Source organism: Synechococcus sp. N5 (genome assembly GCF_900473925.1).
Lineage (GTDB): Bacteria > Cyanobacteriota > Cyanobacteriia > PCC-6307 > Cyanobiaceae > Parasynechococcus.
Map to the genome: position 1 here is coordinate 19,045 of NZ_UCNI01000009.1, position 21,597 is coordinate 40,641.

General features: G+C 60.9%; 19 protein-coding genes. 8 read left to right on the forward strand and 11 right to left on the reverse strand.

The genetic code is table 11. From position 1 onward, the window contains the following. The first annotated feature begins 29 nt into the window (after positions 1-29). Positions 30-1,598 carry a 4-alpha-glucanotransferase gene (gene malQ, locus DXY03_RS09885; RefSeq protein WP_115010268.1) on the forward strand — a complete coding sequence of 523 codons (1,569 nt, stop codon included), beginning with the start codon at positions 30-32 and terminating at the stop codon, positions 1,596-1,598. On the opposite strand, the gene DXY03_RS09890 is transcribed toward malQ, so the two are convergent. The 6 genes from DXY03_RS09890 to DXY03_RS09915 all read right to left on the reverse strand — a co-directional run bounded on the left by DXY03_RS09890 (position 1,532) and on the right by DXY03_RS09915 (position 7,332). Next, positions 1,532-2,467, reverse strand: a complete 936-nt coding sequence (locus DXY03_RS09890) for a helix-turn-helix domain-containing protein (RefSeq protein ID WP_244272415.1) — start codon at positions 2,465-2,467, stop codon at positions 1,532-1,534. The two genes, malQ and DXY03_RS09890, sit on opposite strands and share 67 nt — an antisense overlap. Continuing rightward, complete coding sequence (locus DXY03_RS09895; RefSeq protein ID WP_115010270.1) at positions 2,443-3,195, reverse strand: pseudouridine synthase; 753 nt, start codon at positions 3,193-3,195, stop codon at positions 2,443-2,445. The genes DXY03_RS09890 and DXY03_RS09895 overlap by 25 nt, the downstream gene beginning before the upstream one ends. Further along, positions 3,192-4,334: a cell wall metabolism sensor histidine kinase WalK gene (locus DXY03_RS09900; protein WP_115010271.1), complete on the reverse strand. Its 1,143-nt coding sequence runs from the start codon at positions 4,332-4,334 to the stop codon at positions 3,192-3,194. Before DXY03_RS09900 ends, DXY03_RS09895 begins: the two co-directional genes overlap by 4 nt. Before the next feature lie 7 nt (positions 4,335-4,341). Further along, positions 4,342-5,070 carry a response regulator transcription factor gene (locus DXY03_RS09905; RefSeq protein ID WP_115010287.1) on the reverse strand — a complete coding sequence of 243 codons (729 nt, stop codon included), beginning with the start codon at positions 5,068-5,070 and terminating at the stop codon, positions 4,342-4,344. 121 nt (positions 5,071-5,191) lie between these two features. Next, a complete protein-coding gene (locus DXY03_RS09910) occupies positions 5,192-5,611 on the reverse strand; it encodes a hypothetical protein (protein ID WP_006850033.1) in 420 nt (139 codons plus the stop codon). 71 nt (positions 5,612-5,682) lie between these two features. Continuing rightward, the gene (locus DXY03_RS09915) at positions 5,683-7,332 is read right to left on the reverse strand and encodes an AarF/ABC1/UbiB kinase family protein (RefSeq protein ID WP_115010272.1); all 1,650 of its coding nucleotides are present in this window, start codon (positions 7,330-7,332) and stop codon (positions 5,683-5,685) included. A 50-nt stretch (positions 7,333-7,382) separates the two neighbouring features. Here DXY03_RS09915 and DXY03_RS09920 point away from each other — a divergent pair, with 50 nt between their 5' ends. Next, positions 7,383-8,786 (forward strand): aminotransferase class I/II-fold pyridoxal phosphate-dependent enzyme, encoded by a 1,404-nt coding sequence (locus DXY03_RS09920; protein WP_115010273.1) that lies wholly within the window; start codon positions 7,383-7,385, stop codon positions 8,784-8,786. A gap of 84 nt (positions 8,787-8,870) precedes the next feature. After that, positions 8,871-9,737, forward strand: a complete 867-nt coding sequence (locus DXY03_RS09925) for a phosphatidate cytidylyltransferase (protein ID WP_115010274.1) — start codon at positions 8,871-8,873, stop codon at positions 9,735-9,737. A 6-nt stretch (positions 9,738-9,743) separates the two neighbouring features. On the opposite strand, the gene DXY03_RS09930 is transcribed toward DXY03_RS09925, so the two are convergent. The 5 genes from DXY03_RS09930 to rimI all read right to left on the reverse strand — a co-directional run bounded on the left by DXY03_RS09930 (position 9,744) and on the right by rimI (position 15,553). Further along, positions 9,744-10,364 (reverse strand): DUF2993 domain-containing protein, encoded by a 621-nt coding sequence (locus DXY03_RS09930; RefSeq protein WP_115010275.1) that lies wholly within the window; start codon positions 10,362-10,364, stop codon positions 9,744-9,746. Further along, positions 10,357-11,223 carry an alpha/beta fold hydrolase gene (locus tag DXY03_RS09935; protein ID WP_115010276.1) on the reverse strand — a complete coding sequence of 289 codons (867 nt, stop codon included), beginning with the start codon at positions 11,221-11,223 and terminating at the stop codon, positions 10,357-10,359. The genes DXY03_RS09930 and DXY03_RS09935 overlap by 8 nt, the downstream gene beginning before the upstream one ends. Then, positions 11,220-12,320 (reverse strand): iron-containing alcohol dehydrogenase family protein, encoded by a 1,101-nt coding sequence (locus tag DXY03_RS09940; protein ID WP_115010277.1) that lies wholly within the window; start codon positions 12,318-12,320, stop codon positions 11,220-11,222. Before DXY03_RS09940 ends, DXY03_RS09935 begins: the two co-directional genes overlap by 4 nt. Beyond that, a complete protein-coding gene (locus tag DXY03_RS09945; protein ID WP_115010278.1) occupies positions 12,320-14,860 on the reverse strand; it encodes an ATP-dependent Clp protease ATP-binding subunit in 2,541 nt (846 codons plus the stop codon). Before DXY03_RS09945 ends, DXY03_RS09940 begins: the two co-directional genes overlap by 1 nt. A 177-nt stretch (positions 14,861-15,037) precedes the next feature. Next, positions 15,038-15,553 carry a ribosomal protein S18-alanine N-acetyltransferase gene (gene rimI / locus DXY03_RS09950; RefSeq protein ID WP_115010279.1) on the reverse strand — a complete coding sequence of 172 codons (516 nt, stop codon included), beginning with the start codon at positions 15,551-15,553 and terminating at the stop codon, positions 15,038-15,040. 3 nt (positions 15,554-15,556) lie between these two features. On the opposite strand from rimI, the gene lysA reads away from it, so the two are divergent. The 5 genes from lysA to DXY03_RS11925 all read left to right on the forward strand — a co-directional run. Continuing rightward, entirely contained in the window at positions 15,557-16,936 is a 1,380-nt protein-coding gene (lysA, locus tag DXY03_RS09955) for a diaminopimelate decarboxylase (RefSeq protein ID WP_115010280.1), read from the forward strand. Between the two features lie 22 nt (positions 16,937-16,958). Beyond that, positions 16,959-17,780: a diadenylate cyclase CdaA gene (gene cdaA, locus DXY03_RS09960; RefSeq protein WP_115010281.1), complete on the forward strand. Its 822-nt coding sequence runs from the start codon at positions 16,959-16,961 to the stop codon at positions 17,778-17,780. Positions 17,781-17,785: 5 nt separating this feature from the next. After that, the gene (locus DXY03_RS09965) at positions 17,786-18,568 is read left to right on the forward strand and encodes an isoprenyl transferase (RefSeq protein ID WP_115010282.1); all 783 of its coding nucleotides are present in this window, start codon (positions 17,786-17,788) and stop codon (positions 18,566-18,568) included. Next, positions 18,565-19,548 (forward strand): biotin synthase BioB, encoded by a 984-nt coding sequence (bioB, locus tag DXY03_RS09970; protein ID WP_115010283.1) that lies wholly within the window; start codon positions 18,565-18,567, stop codon positions 19,546-19,548. The genes DXY03_RS09965 and bioB overlap by 4 nt, the downstream gene beginning before the upstream one ends. 365 nt (positions 19,549-19,913) lie before the next feature. Then, the coding region (locus DXY03_RS11925) for a hypothetical protein (protein ID WP_198409841.1) at positions 19,914-21,597 on the forward strand (1,684 nt) is incomplete at its 3' end.

Consider the following 21,597-nt stretch of genomic DNA (forward strand, 5'->3'; position numbering starts at 1 on the left):
CGCCATCCTTGGGTGACCAAGCCCCCCCCATGGATCAGTCCACCGTTGACCCGGCCAAGGCCGGAAGGGGGCGCAGCACCGGGGTGCTGCTGCATCCCACCGCTCTGCCTGGCAGCCCCGTCTGCGGCAGCTTTGGTGAGCCCTGCCGCCGTTGGATCCAGCTGCTGGCCGACCATGGCATCGGCGTCTGGCAGATGCTGCCCCTGTCCCCGCCGGATCCCACCGGGTCCCCCTACAGCTCTCCCTCCTGCAATGCCCTGAACCCCTGGTTCCTCGACGGCCAGGACCTGGCCAACGAGGGGTTCATCGGCGAAGAAGCGCTGAGGGCCGCTCCAGGGGCTGATGCACCGTTGGAGGGCGCAGAGCGTGTGGAGTTCAACCTGGCCCAGCAACGGGCCAATGCCCTGGGGGATGCCCTGCTTGCCGCCTGGCCTGAGCAGGATCCAGCGCGACATGCCGCCTTCGAGCGCTGGGCGCAACAACAGCGCAGCTGGCTGCAGGACCATGCCCGTTTCCAGGTTCTGCACGACCAACACAACACCGCTTGGTGGGAGTGGCCGCTGCCGCTGGCCCGGCATGACAACAAAGCCCTCAAGACCTGGGCGGAGCAACACCAAGACGCGTTGCTGCGGGAACAGCTGATCCAATGGCAGCTCGACCGGCAGTGGCAGGCGATCCGCCGCCAGGCGACCAACCTGGGCATCCAGCTGTTTGGCGATCTGCCCTTCTATGTGAGCAGTGACAGCGCCGATGTCTGGAGCAACCGTTCGCTCTTCACCGTCAAGAAGAACGGCCAGCTCACCACCCAGAGCGGTGTTCCGCCCGATTACTTCTCGGAAACCGGACAGCTGTGGGGCTCACCGGTGTACCGCTGGGGACAGCATCGGATCACGCGCTTCCGATGGTGGCGGCAAAGAATTGCGCGCCAGCGGGAGATGGTGGATCTGCTGCGCCTGGATCACTTCCGGGCCCTTGCGGCCTTCTGGGCTGTCCCCGGTGGAGACAGCACCGCAGAGAACGGACAGTGGCAGCCCTCGCCGGGTCACGCCCTGCTGCGCAAGCTGCGCAGGGATGCCGGTGGCTCTCTCCCCTTGATTGCCGAGGATCTCGGCGTGATCACACCGGATGTGGAACAACTCCGCGATGCCTTCCGGTTGCCGGGCATGAAAGTGCTGCAGTTCGCATTCGACGGCGCATCCGACAACCCGTATCTGCCGGAAAACACCGATGGGCATCGCTGGGTCGTCTACACCGGCACCCACGACAACCCCACAACGCTGGGCTGGTGGAACGGGCTGGATGCCGACAGCCGCGCCCGCATCGCCACGCGGGTGAATGGTGAGATCAGTGCTCCGGCCTGGCATCTGCTCGACATGGCCTTTGCCACAACCGCAGGCCTGGTGATCGCCCCATTGCAGGACCTGATGCACCTCGACGACCGTGCCAGGTTCAACACCCCCGGCACCTGCGAAGGCAACTGGAGCTGGAGGCTGGGCAGCTTTGATGCCGCGCTGGGGAATGCCCTGGGCGGCTACGGGAGCAGGGGAGCGGTCTGGGGGAGGTCGCTCTCCGGAGCCGGCAATTTGTTGACCCGGTAGATCCCCGGCCGCTCTTGATCCACGGGCAGAGGATCTCCATTCCAGAGCACCTGATCCTCAGCACCAGCCGGAGGGTCCAGGCGCACCTCGATCGGGGCCATCAACTGCAGGGTGAGCATGCCGGCGCTCGTTGCGAATTGAACTCGATCTCCCCCACCGCTGGAGAGCTGCAGCTCTCTTGGCTCAGCCACAACAACCTCCAGCACCCCCTGGGACTGCGGCAGGGCATCCCGCACCAGATCAAGCCACTGCTGAGGCGTGCGTTTCTGAACCTGTTCCAGGGGGCGCAGGGCCGCGATGCCTTCGTCTGAACCCACCGGGTTCGGACCACGGCTGATCGCCTCCACATCAGCACGCACGGGTTCGAGGCTGAGGCTGTTGCGCAGGGCCAGGTCCTGTTGTTGACGGTTGATGGCCAGCAGGCTGAAGGCGATCACCGCCGCATAAACGACCGTTCCCTGCCAGGTGGTGAACACATCGATGTTGCCCAGGGTGAAGCGACCCAGGCCAGCTTTGGCGGGTCCGCGGCGGAGCAACACCGGCGGTGGAAGCAGGGGGTCGAGGCATCCTCCGGGCAGGGCCAGGCGACGCTCGATCTGAGGAAGCATCGAGGCGAGGTAAGCCCGCTCGGGCAGGCGATCACTCCAGCCCCGCTCCAGGGCCTCGATCACGGGGGTGGTGATCCGGGTCTCATTGGCCAGATCACGCATCGAGAGGCCAAGCTCCTCGCGGCGCCTTCGCAGCAGCAGCCCCAGATCCTGACGCTGCTGCTCCTGGGCCTCAACCGTGCCGGCATCAGGGCTGGAACCCTTGCGGGGACGTCGCCACCAAAGTCCTGGACGCTTCAGTCGCATGGGCTGTTGGGCCACTCCATCGGGTCAGCCCGCTCGAGCAAGGGCTTCCATTCTCCCTCGCTCAACCAGATCCAGCACCCCTCGGCCAGATCACCGAGCGGCAACCCTGCAATGGCCGTGCGCTGCAGGTCCAGCACCGGATGGCCAAGGGCTTCCGCCATCCGGCGGATCTGTCGGTTTCGCCCTTCCCGCAGCTCAATCTCCAGAAGCGAGCGGTCACCCCAGGCCCGCAACCGGCGCACCCGAGCGGGGCGGGTCAAGCGACCGTCCAAAGGCAGACCCCGCCGCCAGCGATCGAGGACCGGCTCTGGCGGCACACCCTTGACCCACACCCGGTAGGTCTTGGCGTGGCTGTAACGCGGGTGAGTGAGTTTCAAGGTGAGCTCACCCAGATCGGTGAGCAGAAGCGCACCATGGCTGTCGGCATCCAGACGGCCAACGGGGTGAAGACCAGCCCGATGCTCCGGGGGAAGCAGGTCCAGCACCGTGCGGCGACCCTGCGGGTCATCACAGCTGCAGATCACCCCCACCGGCTTGTTGATCAGCAGCACCCGCGCCACCCCACGGGACGGCAACGGCAGACCATCCACATGAATCGTCTGCTGCTGCGGGTCGGCCTGGTCGCCAACGCGGGCGACCTGACCATCCACCGTCACGCGGCCGGCCTGCAGCCATTCCTCAGCCCGGCGCCTGGAGCAGAGGCCGGCAGCAGCGATCAGTTTCTGCAGGCGCTGGCGCGTCATTGCAGAGGTTCCCGTGGCAGGAGCAGATCCATGCAGGCTCCACCGGCGGGATGATTGCGGGCTTCGATGCGACCGCCATGGTTGACGGCGATCTGCTGCACGATCGCCAGTCCCAGGCCACTGCCGCTGCGGTTGGAGCGGGTGCGGGAGGGATCCCCCCGGTAGAAGCGTTGAAACATGCGCGTGAGATCGGCCTCACTCAAGCCAGGGCCATGGTCACGAATGCTGAGCAACCACCAGCCGCCGCTCTGGCGAACGGACACGTCGATGCTGCTTTCATCAGGGGAGTAGCGCAGGGCATTGTCGAGAAGGTTGAGCACCGCACGGTGCAACCGGCGCTGATCACCACGCAGGGGGCCTGATTCGCTGCGGTCCAGCTGCAGCGTCACCCGCCGTTCCTCCGCGATCGGGCCAATGGATCCCCAGGCGCTGTCCACCAGATCCTCCAGGGTGAGGGGCACATGCTCGCTGTCGTCCTGCGGCAGGCTGTTTTCCAACCGCGACAGCTCCAGCAGGTCTTCCACCAGCAGCTGAAGACGCCGGAGTTCCTTCTGCAGCCGTTGCACCAGAGCCGTGTCTTCTTCCTTGACGGCCAGTTCCAGCCGATCGCTCACCAGCATCAGGGCGGTGAGGGGGGTCTTGAGCTCATGGGCCACATCACTCACCCAGCGTTCCTGTTGCTGTTGCTGGGCTTCGAGGGACTGACGGCTCTGGATCAGCACCAGCCAGCATTCGTCACTGCCCGGCAGAACAACCGCCTCCAGCGGGGTCCCCTGTTGATCCCATTCACAACGCTGGGAACGCAGCTGATAGCGGCTGCTGAAGATCAACTCCTCCAAGACAGGAATGTCGAGGACATCCCGGACCTTCATGCCACGAACCAGGCGATTGGAGGGGATATGAAGAAGGCGTTCGGCCCGATCGTTGATGTAGGCGATGGAGTGGTCCGGGGCCAGGATCATCCAGCCCTGGGTGGCCGCATCAATCCAGGCCAGCAGCTGAGGAGCGTTCAAGACGATGGAGCGATCCTTGGACGTTCGCTTCGACGTTCGCCTGGACGCCAGAACGCGGCGTCGACGCTGCAGCAGAAGCGTGATCCCAATGCCAGCTGCAAAACCGAGTGCGGCGGAGATCACCACAGCACCCTCAGCCGAAGCGATACCCGAAGCCGCGAACCGTACGGATCAACTGAGGCGATGAGGGCTCCTGCTCAACCTTTTCCCGCAGCCAGCGAATGTGAACATCCACGGTTTTGGTGTCACCGATGAAGTCGACACCCCAGATTTTCTCCAGCAGCTGATCGCGACTCCAGACGCGCTTGGGGTTCTGGATGAACAGCTCGAGGATCTTGTATTCCTTGGGAGAGAGTGTGAGGTCTGTTCCATCCCGGGTGACCCTGCATTCACTGGGATACAGGCACAGGTTGGCGTGAGTAAAGGAATGCTGTTGGGAGGGCGACGTCTCCGATTGACTGGATCGCCGCAGTAAGGCCCTGCAGCGGGCCACCAGTTCGCGCAGCCCAAAGGGTTTGACCAGGTAATCGTCGGCGCCCACCTCAAGCCCCAGCACCCGATCGGTCTCACTGTCTCGGGCGCTGATCACCAGGATCGGGGTGGTGTTGTTGATGCGACGGAGCTCGCGGCAAAGGTCAAGCCCCCCCAAGCCGGGGAGCATCAGATCGAGCACGATCAGATCCACCGGATCTGAAGTTTCAGCGGTGATCAGATTGAGGGCTGAGGCGCCATCGGCGCAGGTTTGCACCTCAAAACCTTCCGCGCGCAGGGCCTCTCCGACTGTTTCCCGGATGCTGTCGTCGTCTTCCACCACGAGGAGACCACGGGTGGAGACAGCCGCAGACAGGGTTGTCACGTCCATGAGGCGGGAGCGCATCCATCCTGACCGAGGACGAAACCCGACAAAGCAGAACAGCAGCTTCGCTTAATGGCCCAGATCTCAGAGAAACAGGCCCGGCGAAACAACGTTCAGAAGAAAAGGCTCAGAAGAATTCGTCGAAGTTGTCGAAATCAACCGCTTTGAACTTGCCCGCTTCCACCTGCTGCATCAGTCGCTCAAGCTGAGAGAACAAGGCACCACCGGTGAGCAGCGAGAGCAGCAGGGCCACCAGCAGGGCAGCGCCAGAGGCAAACCCGAAGATCTGAAGGCAGCAACCGATGAACAGGGTGACCCCGATGAGGGTGCCGGCATAGCTGAGGTTGATCTCGGCAGTCCCCAGGGGCATCAGAGGGAGTCGGTCCTGCTTCCAGCCATCCAGTTTGTTCTGCACCTGACGGCCGAAGGTGAGGCCGCAGAGCACACCCATCAACAGACCGATGCCCGCCAGCAGGTAGGGGGGCTGGGGCAGGGTCATCATCTGGAGCAGCTGCTCAAGCTCCTGGGCGCTGATCTCCTCAGGCATCGACGCCGATCTCAAAGAGCTGAGACCTTAGCGGTGAGTTCCACAATCTCGCTGAAATCGTGATTTCAGGATCACGCTGCCGCCAAAGGGTTGAGGCGCTGCAACAGGCCGCCGGCCAGACGCCCTGGGCCGAAGGTGCGGCCCAGCAGGCCGACCAGGGCACGCACGTCGTCGGTGTGCAGACGATCGTCACGGATCAGCGTCATCAGCAGACGTTTGCGCAGGTCGGCACCATCTCGGCTGAGCAGCAGCCGCAGACCTGCCCCAGCCACAGGGATCAATTCCTTCCCAGGAGCGGGAGCGTCCTGACCCACCACATCCAGCAAGCTTTCGAGCCGATCCAGGCGCAGGCGGCCTGATTCATCAAAGATCACCTCCAGCAGCTTCTCGCGCATTTCGCTGGTGTCACCCGCCAACAGTCGACGGGCCACGTACGGATAGGCCACAGCAATGATTCGGAAGTTCGGATCCAGCCGTAAGGCAAGGCCTTCCTGGCTGACGACGGCCCGGATGATCAAGGCGAAGCGCGCCGGAACCCGGAAGGGGTAATCGAACATCAGCTCCGAAAAACGGTCGGTGATCGCCTTGAAGTTGAACGATCCAACCGAGTCGCCGAGGCTGCCGCCGAGCACCTCTTCAAGGGCAGGAATGATCGGCGTGAGATCGGCCGTAGGGCTGAGAAACCCGAGGGATTGGAAGTCCTTGGCCAACCCTGAGAAGTCACGGTTGATCAGGTGCACCACAGCACCGGTGAGGGTGAGCCGGTCGCTGTCGCTGATGGAATCCATCATCCCGAAGTCGACATACCCCACATGGCCGAGATCGCCGGTACGACCCGGCAGGGCGAAGAGGTTGCCGGGGTGGGGGTCGGCATGGAAATAGCCGAACTCCAGGAGTTGCTGCAGGCCGCAGATCACGCCGGTGCGGATCAACGCCGTTGGGTCAAGACGCTGGGAACGCAGCTCCTCGCTGTCACGCATCTTGGCGCCATCAATCCAGGAGGTGGTCAGCACCCGGGTGGAGCTGAGCATCCGCTCCACCTTCGGGATGTAGACCGCATCGTTATCTGCGAAAAGCGACGAAAACCGCTCGGCATTGGCCGCTTCCAGGCCGTAATCGATCTCCTCGAACAGGCTGCGGCCGAACTCATCAATGATTCCGCCCAGCCCGAAACCGAGGTTGAGCGGCAGCAGCGGCGCCGTCATCACCCCCAAAGCCCGGATTAACACCAGATCCCGCCGCAGGATGAAGGTGAGATTGGGCCGCTGCACCTTCACCGCAACCCAGTGCTGGCCCTGCAGACGGGCCTTGTACACCTGGCCCAGGCTGGCGGCGGCGATCGGCGTATCAGGAAACTCCTCAAACAATTCCTCTGCCGGCGCACCGAGTTCCTCGCGGATGCAAGCCAGGGCGGTGGCATGGGGAAAGGCCGGCAGATCGTCCTGCAGGCGTGTCAGTTCCTCCAGCCAGTCCCGACGCACCAGATCAGGTCGGGTGGAGAGGGCCTGTCCCAGCTTGATGAAGCAGGGCCCCAGACCCGTCAGGGTGTTGAGAATGCGACGCGCCAGCCCCTGCTGAACGGCGGGGTCATTGCTGCCTCCACGCAGCAGCAGCACCAGCACCAGCCCCGCCAGGGACCACAGCACCTGAACAAGGCGCGGAACGGCGACCCAGGGACGCAGCAGCAGCCAGCCGAGATCCCCCCCGGGGTCGTAACGCATCGCATCGCACTGAGTACAGAGAGAGACTTTAAGGAGATCAGGGGGATTTGATGGCGCTTCTGCCCCAGCTCACCCGTCGCCTCGGTCAGCCCCTGTTTCTGCCGGCCCACGGACGGGGGGCTGCCCTTCCGGATGGACTGCGTCAATTGCTGCGACGCCGCGCCGGCGTCTGGGACCTGCCGGAACTGCCAGCCCTTGGCGGTCCGCTGGAGGCGAACGGCGCCATCGCAGACAGCCAACGCTCCGCCGCGGCAGCGATGGGGGTGGCGCGCTGCTGGTACGGGGTGAACGGGGCCACGGGGTTGCTGCAGGCCGCACTGCTGGCCATGGTCCGGCCCGGAGAGCGGGTGCTGCTGCCCCGCAACGTGCATCGCAGCCTGATTCAGGCCTGCGTTCTTGGGGACCTGCGGCCGGTGCTGTTCGATCTCCCCTTTCAAAGCGACCGGGGCCAGCCGGCACCGGCGGATTCGGCCTGGATCGAACGGGTGCTTCAGGCCCTGCCCAGAGATGCAGCCCCCATCCGTGCTGCGGTTCTGGTGCATCCCACCTACCAGGGCTATGCCAATGACCCAACGGCGGTGATTCAGCGGCTGCAGCAACAGGGCTGTTGCGTGCTGGTGGATGAAGCCCACGGCTGTCATTTCGCCGCTGGGGTGGACCATCCCCTCCCCCCCAGCGCTCTGCACTGCGGCGCTGATCTGGTGGTGCATTCCCTGCAGAAGTCGGCTGCAGCACTGGCGCAAACAGCGGTGCTCTGGCTGCAGGGGGAGCGTCTGGATCCCGTGCGCGTGGAACGCAGCCTTGGACTGCTGCAAACAACCAGCCCCAGTGCACTGCTGCTGGCCTCCTGCGAAGAAGCCCTTCAACACTGGCAGAGGCCCAAGGGACGCCGTCAGTTGCTGCAGCGGCTGCAGGATGCGGAAGCGCTCGCCGATGGCCTGCGCCACAGCGGCATGCCTCTGCTGAGCAACCAGGATCCGCTGCGCCTGATCCTGCACACGGGTCAGGCGGGCATCACCGGCCTGGATGCCGACGATTGGTTCCTGCCCCGTGGGTTGGTGGGCGAATTGCCGGAACCAGCCAGCCTCACCCTCTGCCTGGGGCTGGCACGCCACCGCGGGCTGGGACGGCAGATGCGGCACCACTGGCAGAACCTGCTGCGGAGCTTCCCCGATCGGACTCCCTTGCCAGCCTTCGAAGCCCCACCGCTTCCGCTGGTCACCTCCCCAGCCCAGTCACCGACCCAGGCCTGGACGGCGGAGCATCAACAGGTGGCGTTGAAGGATGCGGAGGGGTGCATCGCGGCTGAATTGCTGTGCCCTTACCCACCGGGCATCCCCCTGCTGATTCCCGGCGAACGCCTCGATCGCCAGCGGCAGCGCTGGCTTGAACGCCAGCAACTGTTCTGGGGAGACCAGATCCCAGACGCACTAACTGTGGTGAGCGGGGGCTGATCTGGGACGGCAGAGGTGCCCGCAAGCCTCGAGATCACGACCAACAGCGATTGATACTGTGAATCCAGGACGCCTCCAATCAGCGTGATCCGTGAGGTTGTCCTCGATCAGAACCAAGCACCAGCAGCCCGAGCAGCCCTGCGCAAGCGCTTGATCAGTGGCCTCGGTGTGGGGGGCTTTGGCCTGCTTGTCGTGAGCCTGGGGGGCTGGTGGTTCACCGCCGCCCTGGGGGGAATGGTGCACCTTGGCCTGCTGGAGTTCTTCCGGATGGCGCAATTCAAGGGAATTCGCCCCGCGACCAAAACCACCCTGGTGGCCTGCCAACTGCTGCTGTTCACCACCCAGTGGGCGATCCAGGGCGGGCTGCCGGCTGATGTGGCCCACGCTGTTCTGCCCCTCTCTGGAGCCGCCATCTGCGGTTGGCTGCTGCTGCAACCGGTGACGGGTTCCATCGCCGACATTGCGGCATCGATCTTCGGGCTGTTCTACCTGGGTTTTTTGCCCAGCCACTGGCTGAGTCTGCGCGGTTTGGACAACGGTCTGGAGATCACTCTGTCGGCCTGCCTGATGATCGTGGCCACCGACATCGGCTCCTGGGCCGTGGGACGGCGTTACGGGCGACGGCCCCTCTCACCGATCTCCCCTGGGAAAACCATCGAGGGGGCGATCGGGGGATTCATCTCGGCCATGCTGATCGGCCTGATCTGCGGCCAGCTGATGGGCTGGGCACTGCATGGCCTGCCGGGCCTGCTGCTGGGGGCGCTGATCGCTCTGTTCGCCCTGGTGGGAGACCTGACGGAATCGATGATGAAACGCGATGCAGGCGTGAAGGACTCCGGTGACGTGCTGCCCGGCCATGGCGGGATCCTGGACCGGATCGACAGCTATCTGTTCACCCCAGCGGTGGTCTTTTACGCGATCGCTTTGTGCCAACCACTGTTGGCCCCATAAGCAGAGCTATGGGGTGACGCTGGCCTGACCTTTGAGGGCCAGCTGTCCACCCGCCAGCTGCACCTGCTCGATTCGAATGGCGGGGTCCATCGGCAGCAAGGTGCGCGGTTCATCGGCGGTCTCCGGCCGGAAGCACAGTGTTCCCTGCTCCGCATTGAGGCGGAAGCGACGGCAAACAGGGTCTTGATGGGCCGCAACGGGCACCTGCAACTCGAGCAGATCCACGTCAATGCGCAGCGCCCCCAACGGGCTGAGCCCCATCAGCTGTTCAGCCATCCAGTCCCCGAGCCAGCGCCAGGGTTCGGCCAGCAACGCGCTGTTGAGCTGACGGCTGTTGAAACTCACCTCGCCCGCCACCTGGAACGGCTGCTTCAGGGCCAGCATCTGACCGGGACTGAGCAGCTTCATGTCCACCGCAATCGAACCGCTGCGCAAATCAACATGCTGCAAGGGCAGCCCCTGGAAACAGGCATCCCTCGCCGTGAGGGTCACACCATCCAGACGCCCCCGCAGCAATGACCAGCTGGAGCCATTCAGGGCCAGTTCGAGGCTGCCGATGCTGTCGCATTGGCTGCGAATCCACAGGCGCAGGGCCCCTGCCAGCACATTGAGAACAGGATCAGCCATGGTTCAACAGCGCCTGACACCGCTCAGCCACCTTGCGGGGCTGATCGATATGGGGGAGATGACCGCAGGAGGGGAAGGTCTCCACAGGCTGATCCAACAAGGCCTGAAGCGCCTGCTTCTGCGGAGCACGCAGAATCCGATCGTTGTCACCCCAGATCACGTGCAGTGATTGGGAGGGCAGGGGGTCCCCACATCCGGCGAAACCACCGCTGCGGGCGAAGGCCGCCAAGGCCTCCGCCCAGCCGGGGCATTGCAGGTGCAACGAGGCGATTTGCTCTTCCGGTGCACCCACATCCGCATCGGGATCAGCGAAAGCCTGGCGACACAGCCCCCGCCGCACACCAGGACGCCCCAGGAACCAGGCACCAAAACGATCCAACAGGGGCGGAACAGGCATCGGACGCCCCGTGAGACCGGCAGGAGCCAGCAGCAGCAGAGAAGCCACACGCTCGGGATGACGCCGGGCCAGCTCCACGGCTACGGCCCCTCCCATGGAGGCCCCGATCAGGCTCAGGGGAGCGTCCATGGGAAGCCGCTGCAGCAGGGCATCGAGATGCCGCAACACAGCTTCTGGCCCATAGGTCAGGCCCAGGGGACGCGGCGAAAAACCAAAACCGAACAAGTCGGGGATGAACAGCTGAAAGCGATCGGCCAGTAGGGGAGCCAGGCGCCGGTATTCGAAAAAACTGCTGTCGAAACCATGCAGCAGCAACAACGGTGCGCCCTGGCCGAGCACAGCCACCGGGAACGGATCATCCACACCCAGATCCGGCAACGTCCACCACTCCACCTCAGCGGCCAGGGACTCGGCCTGCGGGTCAAGCAGAGCCGGCCGCAATTGATCCAGAAGCGTCTTCAAAGGCTGCTGGGGCTGAGTTCGGCAGCGCCCACAAGGGCCTCCAGCAAAGCACCAGGCGTCACAGCGAAAGGCAAATGATGCAGATCGGAACCCTCGCGGCAGGCGAAGCGACACACCGCCTGCAACTCACTGAGGCTGGCCTGCGCCAGACCCAAATCATCAAGGCTGACGGGCAAACCAAGCTGCCGCAGCAACGGCAACAGCTGGCGGTGTGCCTGGCCTGCAAGCCGGTTGCCGCCCAGACGTTCCTCCAGGCGAAGCTGCACAAGAATTCCGAAGCCCACCTTCTCGCCATGCAGAACGTGGTGACAGGCCTCCAGCTGGGTGAGGCCGTTGTGAACGGCATGGGCCGCAACAGTGCGGCAACGGGCACCGCCCAGTCCCCCCATCACGCCAGCAGTGAGAGCACAGGCTTCGGCGGTGCGCACCCAGGCTTCACTGTCTGGATCCTCCACCGCCGTGAGGCTGTCGATCAGCAATTGATCCCGCAGCACCCGTGCCATCTGTACGGCCTGCTGCACCAGACCATCGATGCTGTCGCCGCTGCTCACTGACGCTTCGTACCACTTGGCGAGGGCATCAGCGACACCACTGGCCAGCGTGCGCGGTGGGGCCTGACGCACCAGCCCGTGATCGAAGACAAGAAGATCTGGGCAGCGATCAAGGGCCACATCACCCTCGAAAGCACCCTTAGGGGAATAAATGTTGGAGAGAGCCGTCCATCCGGCACAGGTGGAGGCGCTCAGTGGAACGGTGATGCAGGGCAGGGAAAGGCGATGGGCCAGCAACTTTCCGGCATCCAGCACCTTTCCGCCCCCGGCAGCCAGAACGGCGTCACAGCCCTGGGCTTCAGTAGCCACCCTCTGGAGATCCTGCTCACAGCAGTCAAACTGGAGCTGAGCCTTGAGGGGTTGGATCCCCTGGGCCTGGAGATCCGACACCAAACGCTGACGCTGATCCGCAGTGGACGCACTGCGACCCAGCACCAGCGGACGTGTGCTGAGGGATTTGATCTGAGGCAAGGCCTCATCCCAGGCTCCATCCCCCCGAAGGACGCTGGCGGGGGCAATGGAGTGGGACGAGATGGATCGAACCATCAGACGCTGGCACCGGCGAGTTGCGGTGCCGTGTCCACCTGACCTTTGTGGCGGACCACCACCTTCTTGTTCTCATCGACATCAACTTCGGCGTGATCGCCGTCCTTGATCCGACCCGACAGCACCTCTTCGGCGAGGGAATCCTCGAGAAGACGCATGACAGCCCGACGTAGCGGACGTGCGCCATAGGCAGGGTTGTAGCCCTCCTCCACCAGGCGCTCCTTGAACGCATCGGACACGGTGAGGGTGATGCCCTTCTCGCCCATGCGACCAAAGACCTCCTTGAGCATGATCTCGGCGATCTCCTTGACCTCGTCGCGATTGAGCTGGCGGAAGACAATGATTTCGTCGAGACGGTTGAGGAATTCAGGACGGAAGTACTGCTTGAGCTCCTCATTCACCAGGGAACGGATCCGGGTGTACTGAGACTCCTCCGCGCTTTCACCGGAGAACTCGAAGCCGAGGCCGCCGCCACCCTTCTCAATCACCTTCGAACCGATGTTCGAGGTCATGATGATCAGGGTGTTTTTGAAGTCGACGGTGCGGCCCTTGGAATCGGTCAGACGGCCGTCTTCCAGAAGCTGCAGCAGCAGGTTGAACACATCGGGGTGTGCCTTTTCGATTTCATCGAAAAGCACCACGGTGTAAGGCCGGCGACGCACAGCCTCGGTGAGCTGACCGCCTTCGTTGAAGCCCACATAGCCCGGAGGCGAGCCGATCAGCTTGCTGACCGTGTGGCGCTCCATGAATTCCGACATATCGAGGCGGATCATCGCCTCTTCGCTACCGAAGAAGTAGGTAGCCAGAGCCTTGGTGAGCTCGGTTTTACCCACACCGGTGGGGCCGGAGAAGATGAAGCTGGCGATCGGACGGTTGGGGTTCTTCAAGCCGACCCGAGCACGGCGGATGGCCTTGGACACCGCCTTGACGGCTTCGTCCTGACCGATCAGGCGCTTGTGGAGGGTTTCCTCCATGTTGAGCAGCTTGACCGACTCGCTCTCGGTGAGCTTCTGCACCGGAACACCGGTCCAGGAGGCGACGATCTGAGCGATGTCCTCCTCGTTCACCATCGGTGAGCTGTCTGAAGAAGGCGCTTCGGTTGCAGCTGTTTCACCGGATTCAGAAGTGGGGTCAGCCTTGACCTCGTCCTTGTTGGCCTGAAGCAGTGAGCGGATCTGCTCCCGCAGTTCCACTTCCTTCTCGCGCAGTTCACCGGCCTTGGTGAAGTCCTGATCGCGGACGGCATCTTCCTTTTCCTTCTGGACGGAACGCAGTTCCTTGTCCACTTCCTTGGCCGCGGGGGGCAGCTTCGAATTGAGCAGACGCACGCGGGAACCGGCTTCATCGATCAGGTCGATGGCCTTGTCAGGCAGGAAACGATCCGAGATGTAGCGATCGCCGAGGGTTGCGGCTGCCACGAGGGCGTCGTCGGTGATCTTGAGGCGGTGGTGCTGCTCGTAACGCTCGCGAAGGCCACGCAAGATTTCGATGGTGTCGTCGATGGACGGCTCGCCCACATTCACCGGCTGGAAACGGCGCTCCAGGGCGGCATCCCGTTCGATGTGCTTGCGGTACTCGTCGAGGGTGGTGGCACCGATGCACTGCAGCTCACCGCGGGCGAGGGCCGGCTTGAGGATGTTGGCGGCGTCGATCGCCCCTTCAGCAGCGCCGGCACCGATCAGGGTGTGGACCTCATCGATCACGAGGATCACGTTTCCGGCCGCCTTGATCTCCTCCATGATCTTCTTGAGGCGCTCTTCGAACTCACCTCGGTACTTGGTGCCGGCCACCAACAGACCGATATCGAGAGTCAGGACGCGCTTTTCTTCAAGGATGTCTGGGATGTCGCCCTGTTGGATGCGCTGGGCCAGACCTTCAGCGATGGCGGTCTTACCGACACCGGGCTCGCCAATCAGAACGGGATTGTTCTTGGTGCGGCGGCCCAGGATCTGGATGACGCGATCGATTTCGTTGTGACGACCCACCACCGGGTCGAGCTTGGCTTCGGTGGCGAGCTGGGTGAGGTTGTTGCCGAACTCGTCGAGGGTGGGGGTTTTTGTGGATCCCTTGGCACCGCCGCCACCGCCGCCGGCGGAGACCTCAGCGGTTTCACCGAGCATGCGGATCACCTGGGTACGCACCTTGGCCAGGTCGACGCCAAGGTTCTCCAGCACACGGGCAGCAACACCTTCGCCCTCACGGATCAAACCGAGCAGCAGGTGCTCTGTGCCGATGTAGTTGTGACCGAGCTGGCGGGCCTCTTCCAGAGACAGCTCCAGGACGCGCTTGGCGCGGGGTGTGAAGGGGATCTCAACAGCGACAAAGCCGGATCCGCGGCCGATGATTTTCTCAACTTCAACCCGGGCATCCTTGAGGTTCACCCCCATGGACTTGAGCACCTTGGCGGCAACCCCCGTTCCCTCGCCAATCAGGCCGAGGAGGATTTGTTCGGTACCAACGAAGTTGTGACCAAGTCTGCGGGCCTCTTCCTGGGCCAGCATGATCACCTTGATGGCCTTCTCGGTGAAGCGTTCAAACATCGCTGGGCCAATGCAGTGATGTGACCAAGCTATCAGGGTTGAGGGACTGCTGCGAGTGTTCGGTTTGTTCGGTCACTTTCCAGTCTGAGACTGGCCTGAAGCGCACAAAAAATAACAATGAATCCCACAAGATTCACCGCTTTTTTTTGTCTCCCAGGGACGGGAAACCGAACAACTTCAAGCCGCCGACGTGGGCGACGGCGCTGACGGGATGCGACACCACTGAATGAGGGCATCGCGACCATCGGAGTAGTACTCGGAACGGCTGCCTGCGGTGCGGAAACCGGCTTTGGCGTAAAGCGCCAGAGCGGCAACGTTGTCGCTGGCCACCTCGAGGGTGGCGTGCACGGCACCGTGCTGTCGTGCCCGTTGCAACAGTGCTTTCAAAAGCACACCTCCATGGCCGCTGCGACGCCTGTCGGGATCCACAGCCACCGCCGTGATGTGCAGTTCATCGGCCACCATCCAGCCGCAAGCCACCCCCAATAGGGCTTCGGGCTGCACAAGACCGATGCAGAGGCGCCGGGGGTCGTCCAGCTCACGCCGCCATTGTTCTGCAGTCCAGAGGCCGTTGAGCGCCCGTTGATCCAGTGCCAGACAGGCTTGCTGCCAGGACGGGTCAAGGCGCAGGATCTGCGCAGTCGGTTCGCCCCCTGCAGGGTCGATTCCTAGATTGCCCTTCGACGCCGCCACTCCGTGACCCAAACCATCACCAGTCAACGGCCCTTCGAGGCCAACCGGGATGCGGAGAGCCCCAATCGCAACCTGACCCCGATCACCACAGAACTCGACGACACCGACCGTCTTGTTGTGGGCGGGTGTCGTCTTAGCGATCTGGCCGAGCGTTACGGCACACCGTTGTATGTGCTGGATGAAGCCACCATTCGGGCCACGTGCCGGGCCTACCGCCAGGCCCTGGAAAAGCATTACGCCGGGCCATCCCTGCCGATCTACGCCTCCAAGGCCAACAGCTCTCTGGTGATGAGCAGCCTGGCGGCCTCCGAGGGGCTGGGTCTGGATGCGGTGTCAGCCGGTGAATTGCTGACCGCACTGCGCGGTGGGATGCCCGGAGAGCGGATGGTGCTGCACGGCAATAACAAATCCGACGAGGAGCTGCTGCTCGCGTACGCCAACAAGGTGACGATCGTTGTGGACAACCAGCACGATCTCGATCGCCTCGCCGAACTGGTGCCCGCTGGAGCCGAACCGGCTCGCCTGATGCTGCGCTTCACCCCAGGCATCGAGTGCCACACGCACGAATACATCCGCACCGGTCACCTGGACAGCAAGTTCGGCTTCGATCCCGACCAGGTGGAATCCGTGCTGCGCAGCCTGGTGGGACAGCCCTGGGCCCAACTCACCGGGCTGCACGCCCACATCGGATCCCAGATTTTTGAACTCGAGCCCCACCGGGATCTGGCGGCGGTGATGGCCGACAAGCTGAAACTGGCCCGTGACCTGGGCCATCCCGTGAGCGACCTCAACGTGGGCGGCGGCCTGGGAATTCGCTACGTGGAGTCGGACGACCCCCCGAGCATTGAGAAGTGGATCCAGGTGGTAGCCGAAGCCGTCACCACCGCTTGCCAGGAACGGAGCCTCGAGCTGCCGCGGTTGATGTGCGAACCGGGCCGTTCCCTGGTGGCGACCGCCGGCGTGACCCTGTACTCGGTGGGCTCGCGCAAAACGATCCCGAACGTGCGCACCTACGTGGCCATCGACGGTGGCATGAGCGACAACCCTCGCCCTATCACCTACCAGTCGCTCTATACCTGCTGCCTAGCCGATCGCCCCCTGGCCAAGCCAGACGAAAGCGTGAACCTGGTGGGCAAGCACTGCGAATCTGGCGATGTGCTGCTGAAGGACCTGCCCCTTCCCACCACCGAGAGCGGTGACATAGTCACCGTGTTTGCCACCGGTGCCTACAACGCCTCGATGAGTTCGAACTACAACCGGATCCCGAGGCCCGCTGCCGTTCTGGTGCACGACGGGGCAGCTGAACTGGTGCAGAAGCGAGAGCAGCCGGATGACCTGCTGCGCTACGACGTTTTGCCAGAACGATTCAACGCGTTACGTTGACAGCAGTGATGAGAAGAGCGGAGTGAACGTGTTGGCGGTGGTGGATCCGCGCCTTGTGCTCGACGTTCTCTTTGCCTCTTCCATCGGCTTTCTGCTTTTTTCCCGCGTCAACGAGCAGCGCACCCTCTGGCTACTCCGGGGTTGGTTGTTTCTGGTGGCGATGGCCTGGTTCGTCCAGCGCTTCGCCAACCTGCCCCTCACCACAAAGCTGGTGGACGCGCTCGTCATGGCCTGTTCGCTCTCGCTGGCCATCCTTTGGCAAGGGGAGCTGCGGCGTCTGATGGAACTTCTAGGCACCGGCCGTCTGGCCGTGTTGCTGGGCAATCCCCAGAAAGAGTTCAGCGCTTCGGCAGGCACCGTCAGCCAGATCACCGAGGCAGCAGGCCGGCTGTCGCAGTTGCGGCGTGGAGCCTTGATCGTGGTGGACCTGGGCAGCGACCTGAGGCCTGAGGACTTTCTCAATCCCGGCATCCCCATTGGTGCGGTGCTGAGTCGCGAGCTGATGCTCAACCTGTTCGCCGCCGACACCCCCCTCCACGACGGTGCCGTGCTGGTGCGGGGCAATCGCATCGAATCGGCGGGAGTGATTCTTCCCCTGTCAAGGGACAGCGTGAGCCGTTTCGGCACCCGCCATCTGGCGGCCCTCGGGATCACGGAGCGCTTCGATCGCTGCATCTGCATAGTTGTGTCGGAAGAAACTGGAACGCTGTCTCTGGCGAACCAGGGCAAGCTGGAACGACCGATCACCAGTTCACGCCTTCAGGAACTGCTCAGGGAGCTGTTCAGCACCGCCGAATCGATGCCCCCAGCACGGCGTACGGTGGGTAGCGCTCCGTCCGAATAGCTGTCTTGAGCCGCCCTCCGGCCACCAGCACTGACACGGCCGATCGTTCGCTTCTGCCTGCGGACCTCGACCCGGGTCGGCTCCCACAGCACGTGGCCCTGATCATGGATGGCAATGGTCGCTGGGCGAAATCCCGCGGTTTGCCCCGCGTGATGGGGCATCGGGCTGGGGTTGAAGCGCTGAAAGCCACCCTGCGACTCTGCAGCGACTGGGGGATCCAAGCCCTCACGGCCTACGCCTTCTCCACGGAGAACTGGTCGCGCCCAGGGGAGGAAGTGAACTTCCTGATGACCCTGTTCGAACGGGTGCTGCAGGCCGAACTGCAGGCGCTCGAAACCGAAGAGGTGCGGATTCGATTTCTCGGCGATCTGAAGGCCCTGCCCCAGAAACTGCAGGAGCTGATTGCCGATGCCACGGCCCGGACTGAGGGCAACAACGGCATTCACTTCAACGTGTGCACCAACTACGGCGGCCGACGGGAGCTGGTGCAAGCCGCTCAGCGTCTGGCCCAACGCGCTGCTACCGGGGAGCTAGACCCCGACAGCATCGACGAGAACAGCATCGCCGCCGAACTGTTCACGGCTGGCGAACAGGATCCCGATCTGTTGATCCGCACCAGCGGCGAACACCGGATCAGCAATTTCCTGCTCTGGCAACTGGCCTACGCCGAGATTCACGTCACCGATGTGCTTTGGCCTGACTTCGATGCCGATGCACTGAAAGCCGCCCTGCTCGATTTCCAACGCCGCCACCGCCGCTTCGGCGGTCTTGATCCGATCCGCCCATGACCCTCAACATCCGCCACGACTGGACCACCGAGGAGATCCAGACCCTGCTGGAACTTCCCTTGATGGAGCTGCTCTGGCAGGCCCAAACCGTGCATCGGGAAGCCAACCCGGGCTACCGGGTGCAGCTGGCCTCATTGCTGAGCGTGAAAACTGGGGGCTGCGAAGAAGACTGTGCCTACTGCTCTCAGTCGATCCACAACAGCAGTGACGTGACGGCCTTTGAAGCCCAGATGCAGGTGGAGCCGGTGCTTCAGCGTGCCCGGGCCGCCAAGGACGCCGGTGCGGATCGCTTCTGCATGGGCTGGGCCTGGCGGGAGATCCGCGATGGCGCTCCCTTTGAGGCGATGCTCGACATGGTGCGGGGAGTGCGCGGCATGGGGATGGAAGCCTGCGTGACCGCTGGGATGCTGACCGGCCAGCAGGCGGAACGTTTGGCCGAAGCCGGCCTCACGGCCTACAACCACAACATCGACACCAGCCCCGAGCACTACGACAAAATCATTTCAACGCGAACGTATCAAGAACGTCTTGAAACTCTGCAAAGAGTGCGAGATGCAGGCGTAAATATCTGCAGCGGAGGCATTATCGGAATGGGCGAAACATTGCGCGACAGGGCCTCAATGCTAAAAGTGCTAGCCAACATGGAACCTCATCCAGAGAGTGTTCCAGTGAACGGGCTCGTTGCTGTGGAGGGAACACCTTTGGAAGAACAGGTTCCCTTTGAATCACTAGAGTTAGTGAGGATGGTTGCAACTGCGAGGATATTGATGCCCCGGGCACGAGTACGGCTAAGTGCTGGTCGTGAGTCCATGAATCGTGAGGCACAAATACTCTGCCTTCAGGCGGGCGCAGATTCGATTTTTTACGGCGATGTGTTACTAACAACTGGAAACCCAAACGTCGAGGAAGACTTAAAATTGCTAAATGACGCTGGGGTTAAAACAAGCTGGGATTCCCAAATAAGCATATCAAAAGATTAAACAAAAAATAATTAAATATTGACAAAGCGCAGAAAGAGAAATTCATGAAAATATTTGACCTAAAAAAACAGAATCATGAAAAGCTTTCAACCTATTAATGCGCAAATAGGTGAAAAAAAGAAAGGCCGAAACAACAAATAAGAATATTGGCACGTGGCCTATCATGAATTTAACGCGGGTAATTAAAGGGATGAAAAAACAGATATAGACCCAATAGGAAAGACTAGTTCAATAAATAAATGGGCGACAAAGGCTGCAGCCAGGGGGATCACAGTGATTTTGCTTGCATACGCGCACAGATGATACACGCAAAAAAATAGGAATATGGTAAAATAATTATATTGCACACATTCTAGCAAGCTGTCGTGGTAACGCTTTCTTCGCAGCCCAAAGCTTACGGCGATGCCGGTTACACGACGTGGCAACAAAACGGCAATGTCATTCTTGAAGAGGCATACGTGCTTTCGAAAGGCACGACTTATTTGCCTTCCTACGGAACAGAGCCCATTGATACTCTAGAGGCAATTCTAGCTCCAAATTCCGAATCATATCTGTCAGACAATTTATATCAATACACGGATAGTTTATATTATTATTTTGATGACGTTTATCAAGCAAGCTTTTTAGAATTTGAATTTAGCGATATAGGCGCAAGTGAAACAATTTTCTCATTCAATTGGGACTTCGAAAGCAACGGAGATAGTTATGAAAATGACTTTGCTACAATAGGCCTATCCTTCAAAAAGAATGGAAATTCATATTTTGAACCTACAGAATGGATTGCGCTCGATTTCGCAGTGGGTTTTGCTGATTGGGCAACAACTGAAGGAAATATCTATGCAGAGAACGGATTCTATATGTCCGCCGAAAACGGATATAGCAATTACACAATAAATGCAGCAGATTTAGAGGAGTTTGGAAGCATAAAAACATATGGTTATTTTGAAGTAGACTACGCACCTCTTGCCAATTATGAAACAATAACTGCCGCAAAGCTAATAATTGGTGCTGCAGAGATTTCAGTCACAGGGTCTGAATATTATCCGGACAACAAGTTCTCCGTTTATGAGCTTAAACTTGAGTCCGCAGAAGAAGATGAAGGATACACAGTTCCTGGTGGGGACATTCAAGATGAGGACTACACACTACCAGGAGACGATGACGGCATTGATGATCCAGACAATGCTTTAGAAGACGATAACGAAATTGATGATCCAGATAACGCGCTAGAACAAGTTCCTGATGATGATTATACAGTACCGGGAGATAATGATATTGATGATGATTACACAGTACCGGGAGATGATGATATTGATGATGATTACACAGTACCGGGAGATGATGATATTGATTACACCCTGATCGGACAACCTGTTGAGCCACCTGAGGACTTAGATGCTCTAGCAGAAGATACGTTTAATTTGGTAGGAGATTACTATGTTTCCAGCGGAGAAGCCTCAAATAATTACCTATTATCTACGAACAACGGAGCATCTCAATCTGAAGTAGAAAATGCATTAGGCATAAAATATGGAACACTAGACAAAATTAATGGCAAAGCTAATGCCACTGAAGGGTCAGCGATTTACGGAAAATTAAGTGCATCACCAGGTGATTTACTTCAATTTTCGTATTTCTTTGATGGGGGAGATTATCTGCCATATGACGACTTCGCCTTCGTAACAATTAATGGTATCTCTAAAACATTTGCCTCAATAAAAGAGAACGGAGATTACGGCGACGAATCAGGAGTGTTTCAATATAAATTAAAATCAAATGAAGTAAAAAATGGCGAGGTGTCCTTTGCTATTGGAGTGATGGACGTAGGAGATACAGCTGTTAATAGTAATCTTGCAATTAGTGAAATATGTGTCAAGTCAGATTCATATATTGGAGGAGGGATCGAAGACAAACCTTACGAATTACCTGATGAATTCCTAAATAAAGCACCCGTAGCGGCTTCAGCAGAACTTACATACTCAGGTCAAGTCACCGAGTCATCACTGACAGTTGGAAAAGGCAAGTCGGCACAGCAAATCGAAACCCTTA

Coding starts and splice junctions, on each gene's coding strand:
- malQ (WP_115010268.1), top strand. CDS start 30: ATGGATCAGTCCACCGTTGACCCGGCCAAGGCCGGAAGGGGGCGCAGC.
- DXY03_RS09895 (WP_115010270.1), bottom strand. CDS start 3,195: ATGACGCGCCAGCGCCTGCAGAAACTGATCGCTGCTGCCGGCCTCTGC.
- DXY03_RS09905 (WP_115010287.1), bottom strand. CDS start 5,070: ATGGACGTGACAACCCTGTCTGCGGCTGTCTCCACCCGTGGTCTCCTC.
- DXY03_RS09910 (WP_006850033.1), bottom strand. CDS start 5,611: ATGCCTGAGGAGATCAGCGCCCAGGAGCTTGAGCAGCTGCTCCAGATG.
- DXY03_RS09915 (WP_115010272.1), bottom strand. CDS start 7,332: ATGCGTTACGACCCCGGGGGGGATCTCGGCTGGCTGCTGCTGCGTCCC.
- DXY03_RS09920 (WP_115010273.1), top strand. CDS start 7,383: ATGGCGCTTCTGCCCCAGCTCACCCGTCGCCTCGGTCAGCCCCTGTTT.
- DXY03_RS09930 (WP_115010275.1), bottom strand. CDS start 10,364: ATGGCTGATCCTGTTCTCAATGTGCTGGCAGGGGCCCTGCGCCTGTGG.
- DXY03_RS09940 (WP_115010277.1), bottom strand. CDS start 12,320: ATGGTTCGATCCATCTCGTCCCACTCCATTGCCCCCGCCAGCGTCCTT.
- DXY03_RS09945 (WP_115010278.1), bottom strand. CDS start 14,860: ATGTTTGAACGCTTCACCGAGAAGGCCATCAAGGTGATCATGCTGGCC.
- bioB (WP_115010283.1), top strand. CDS start 18,565: ATGACCCTCAACATCCGCCACGACTGGACCACCGAGGAGATCCAGACC.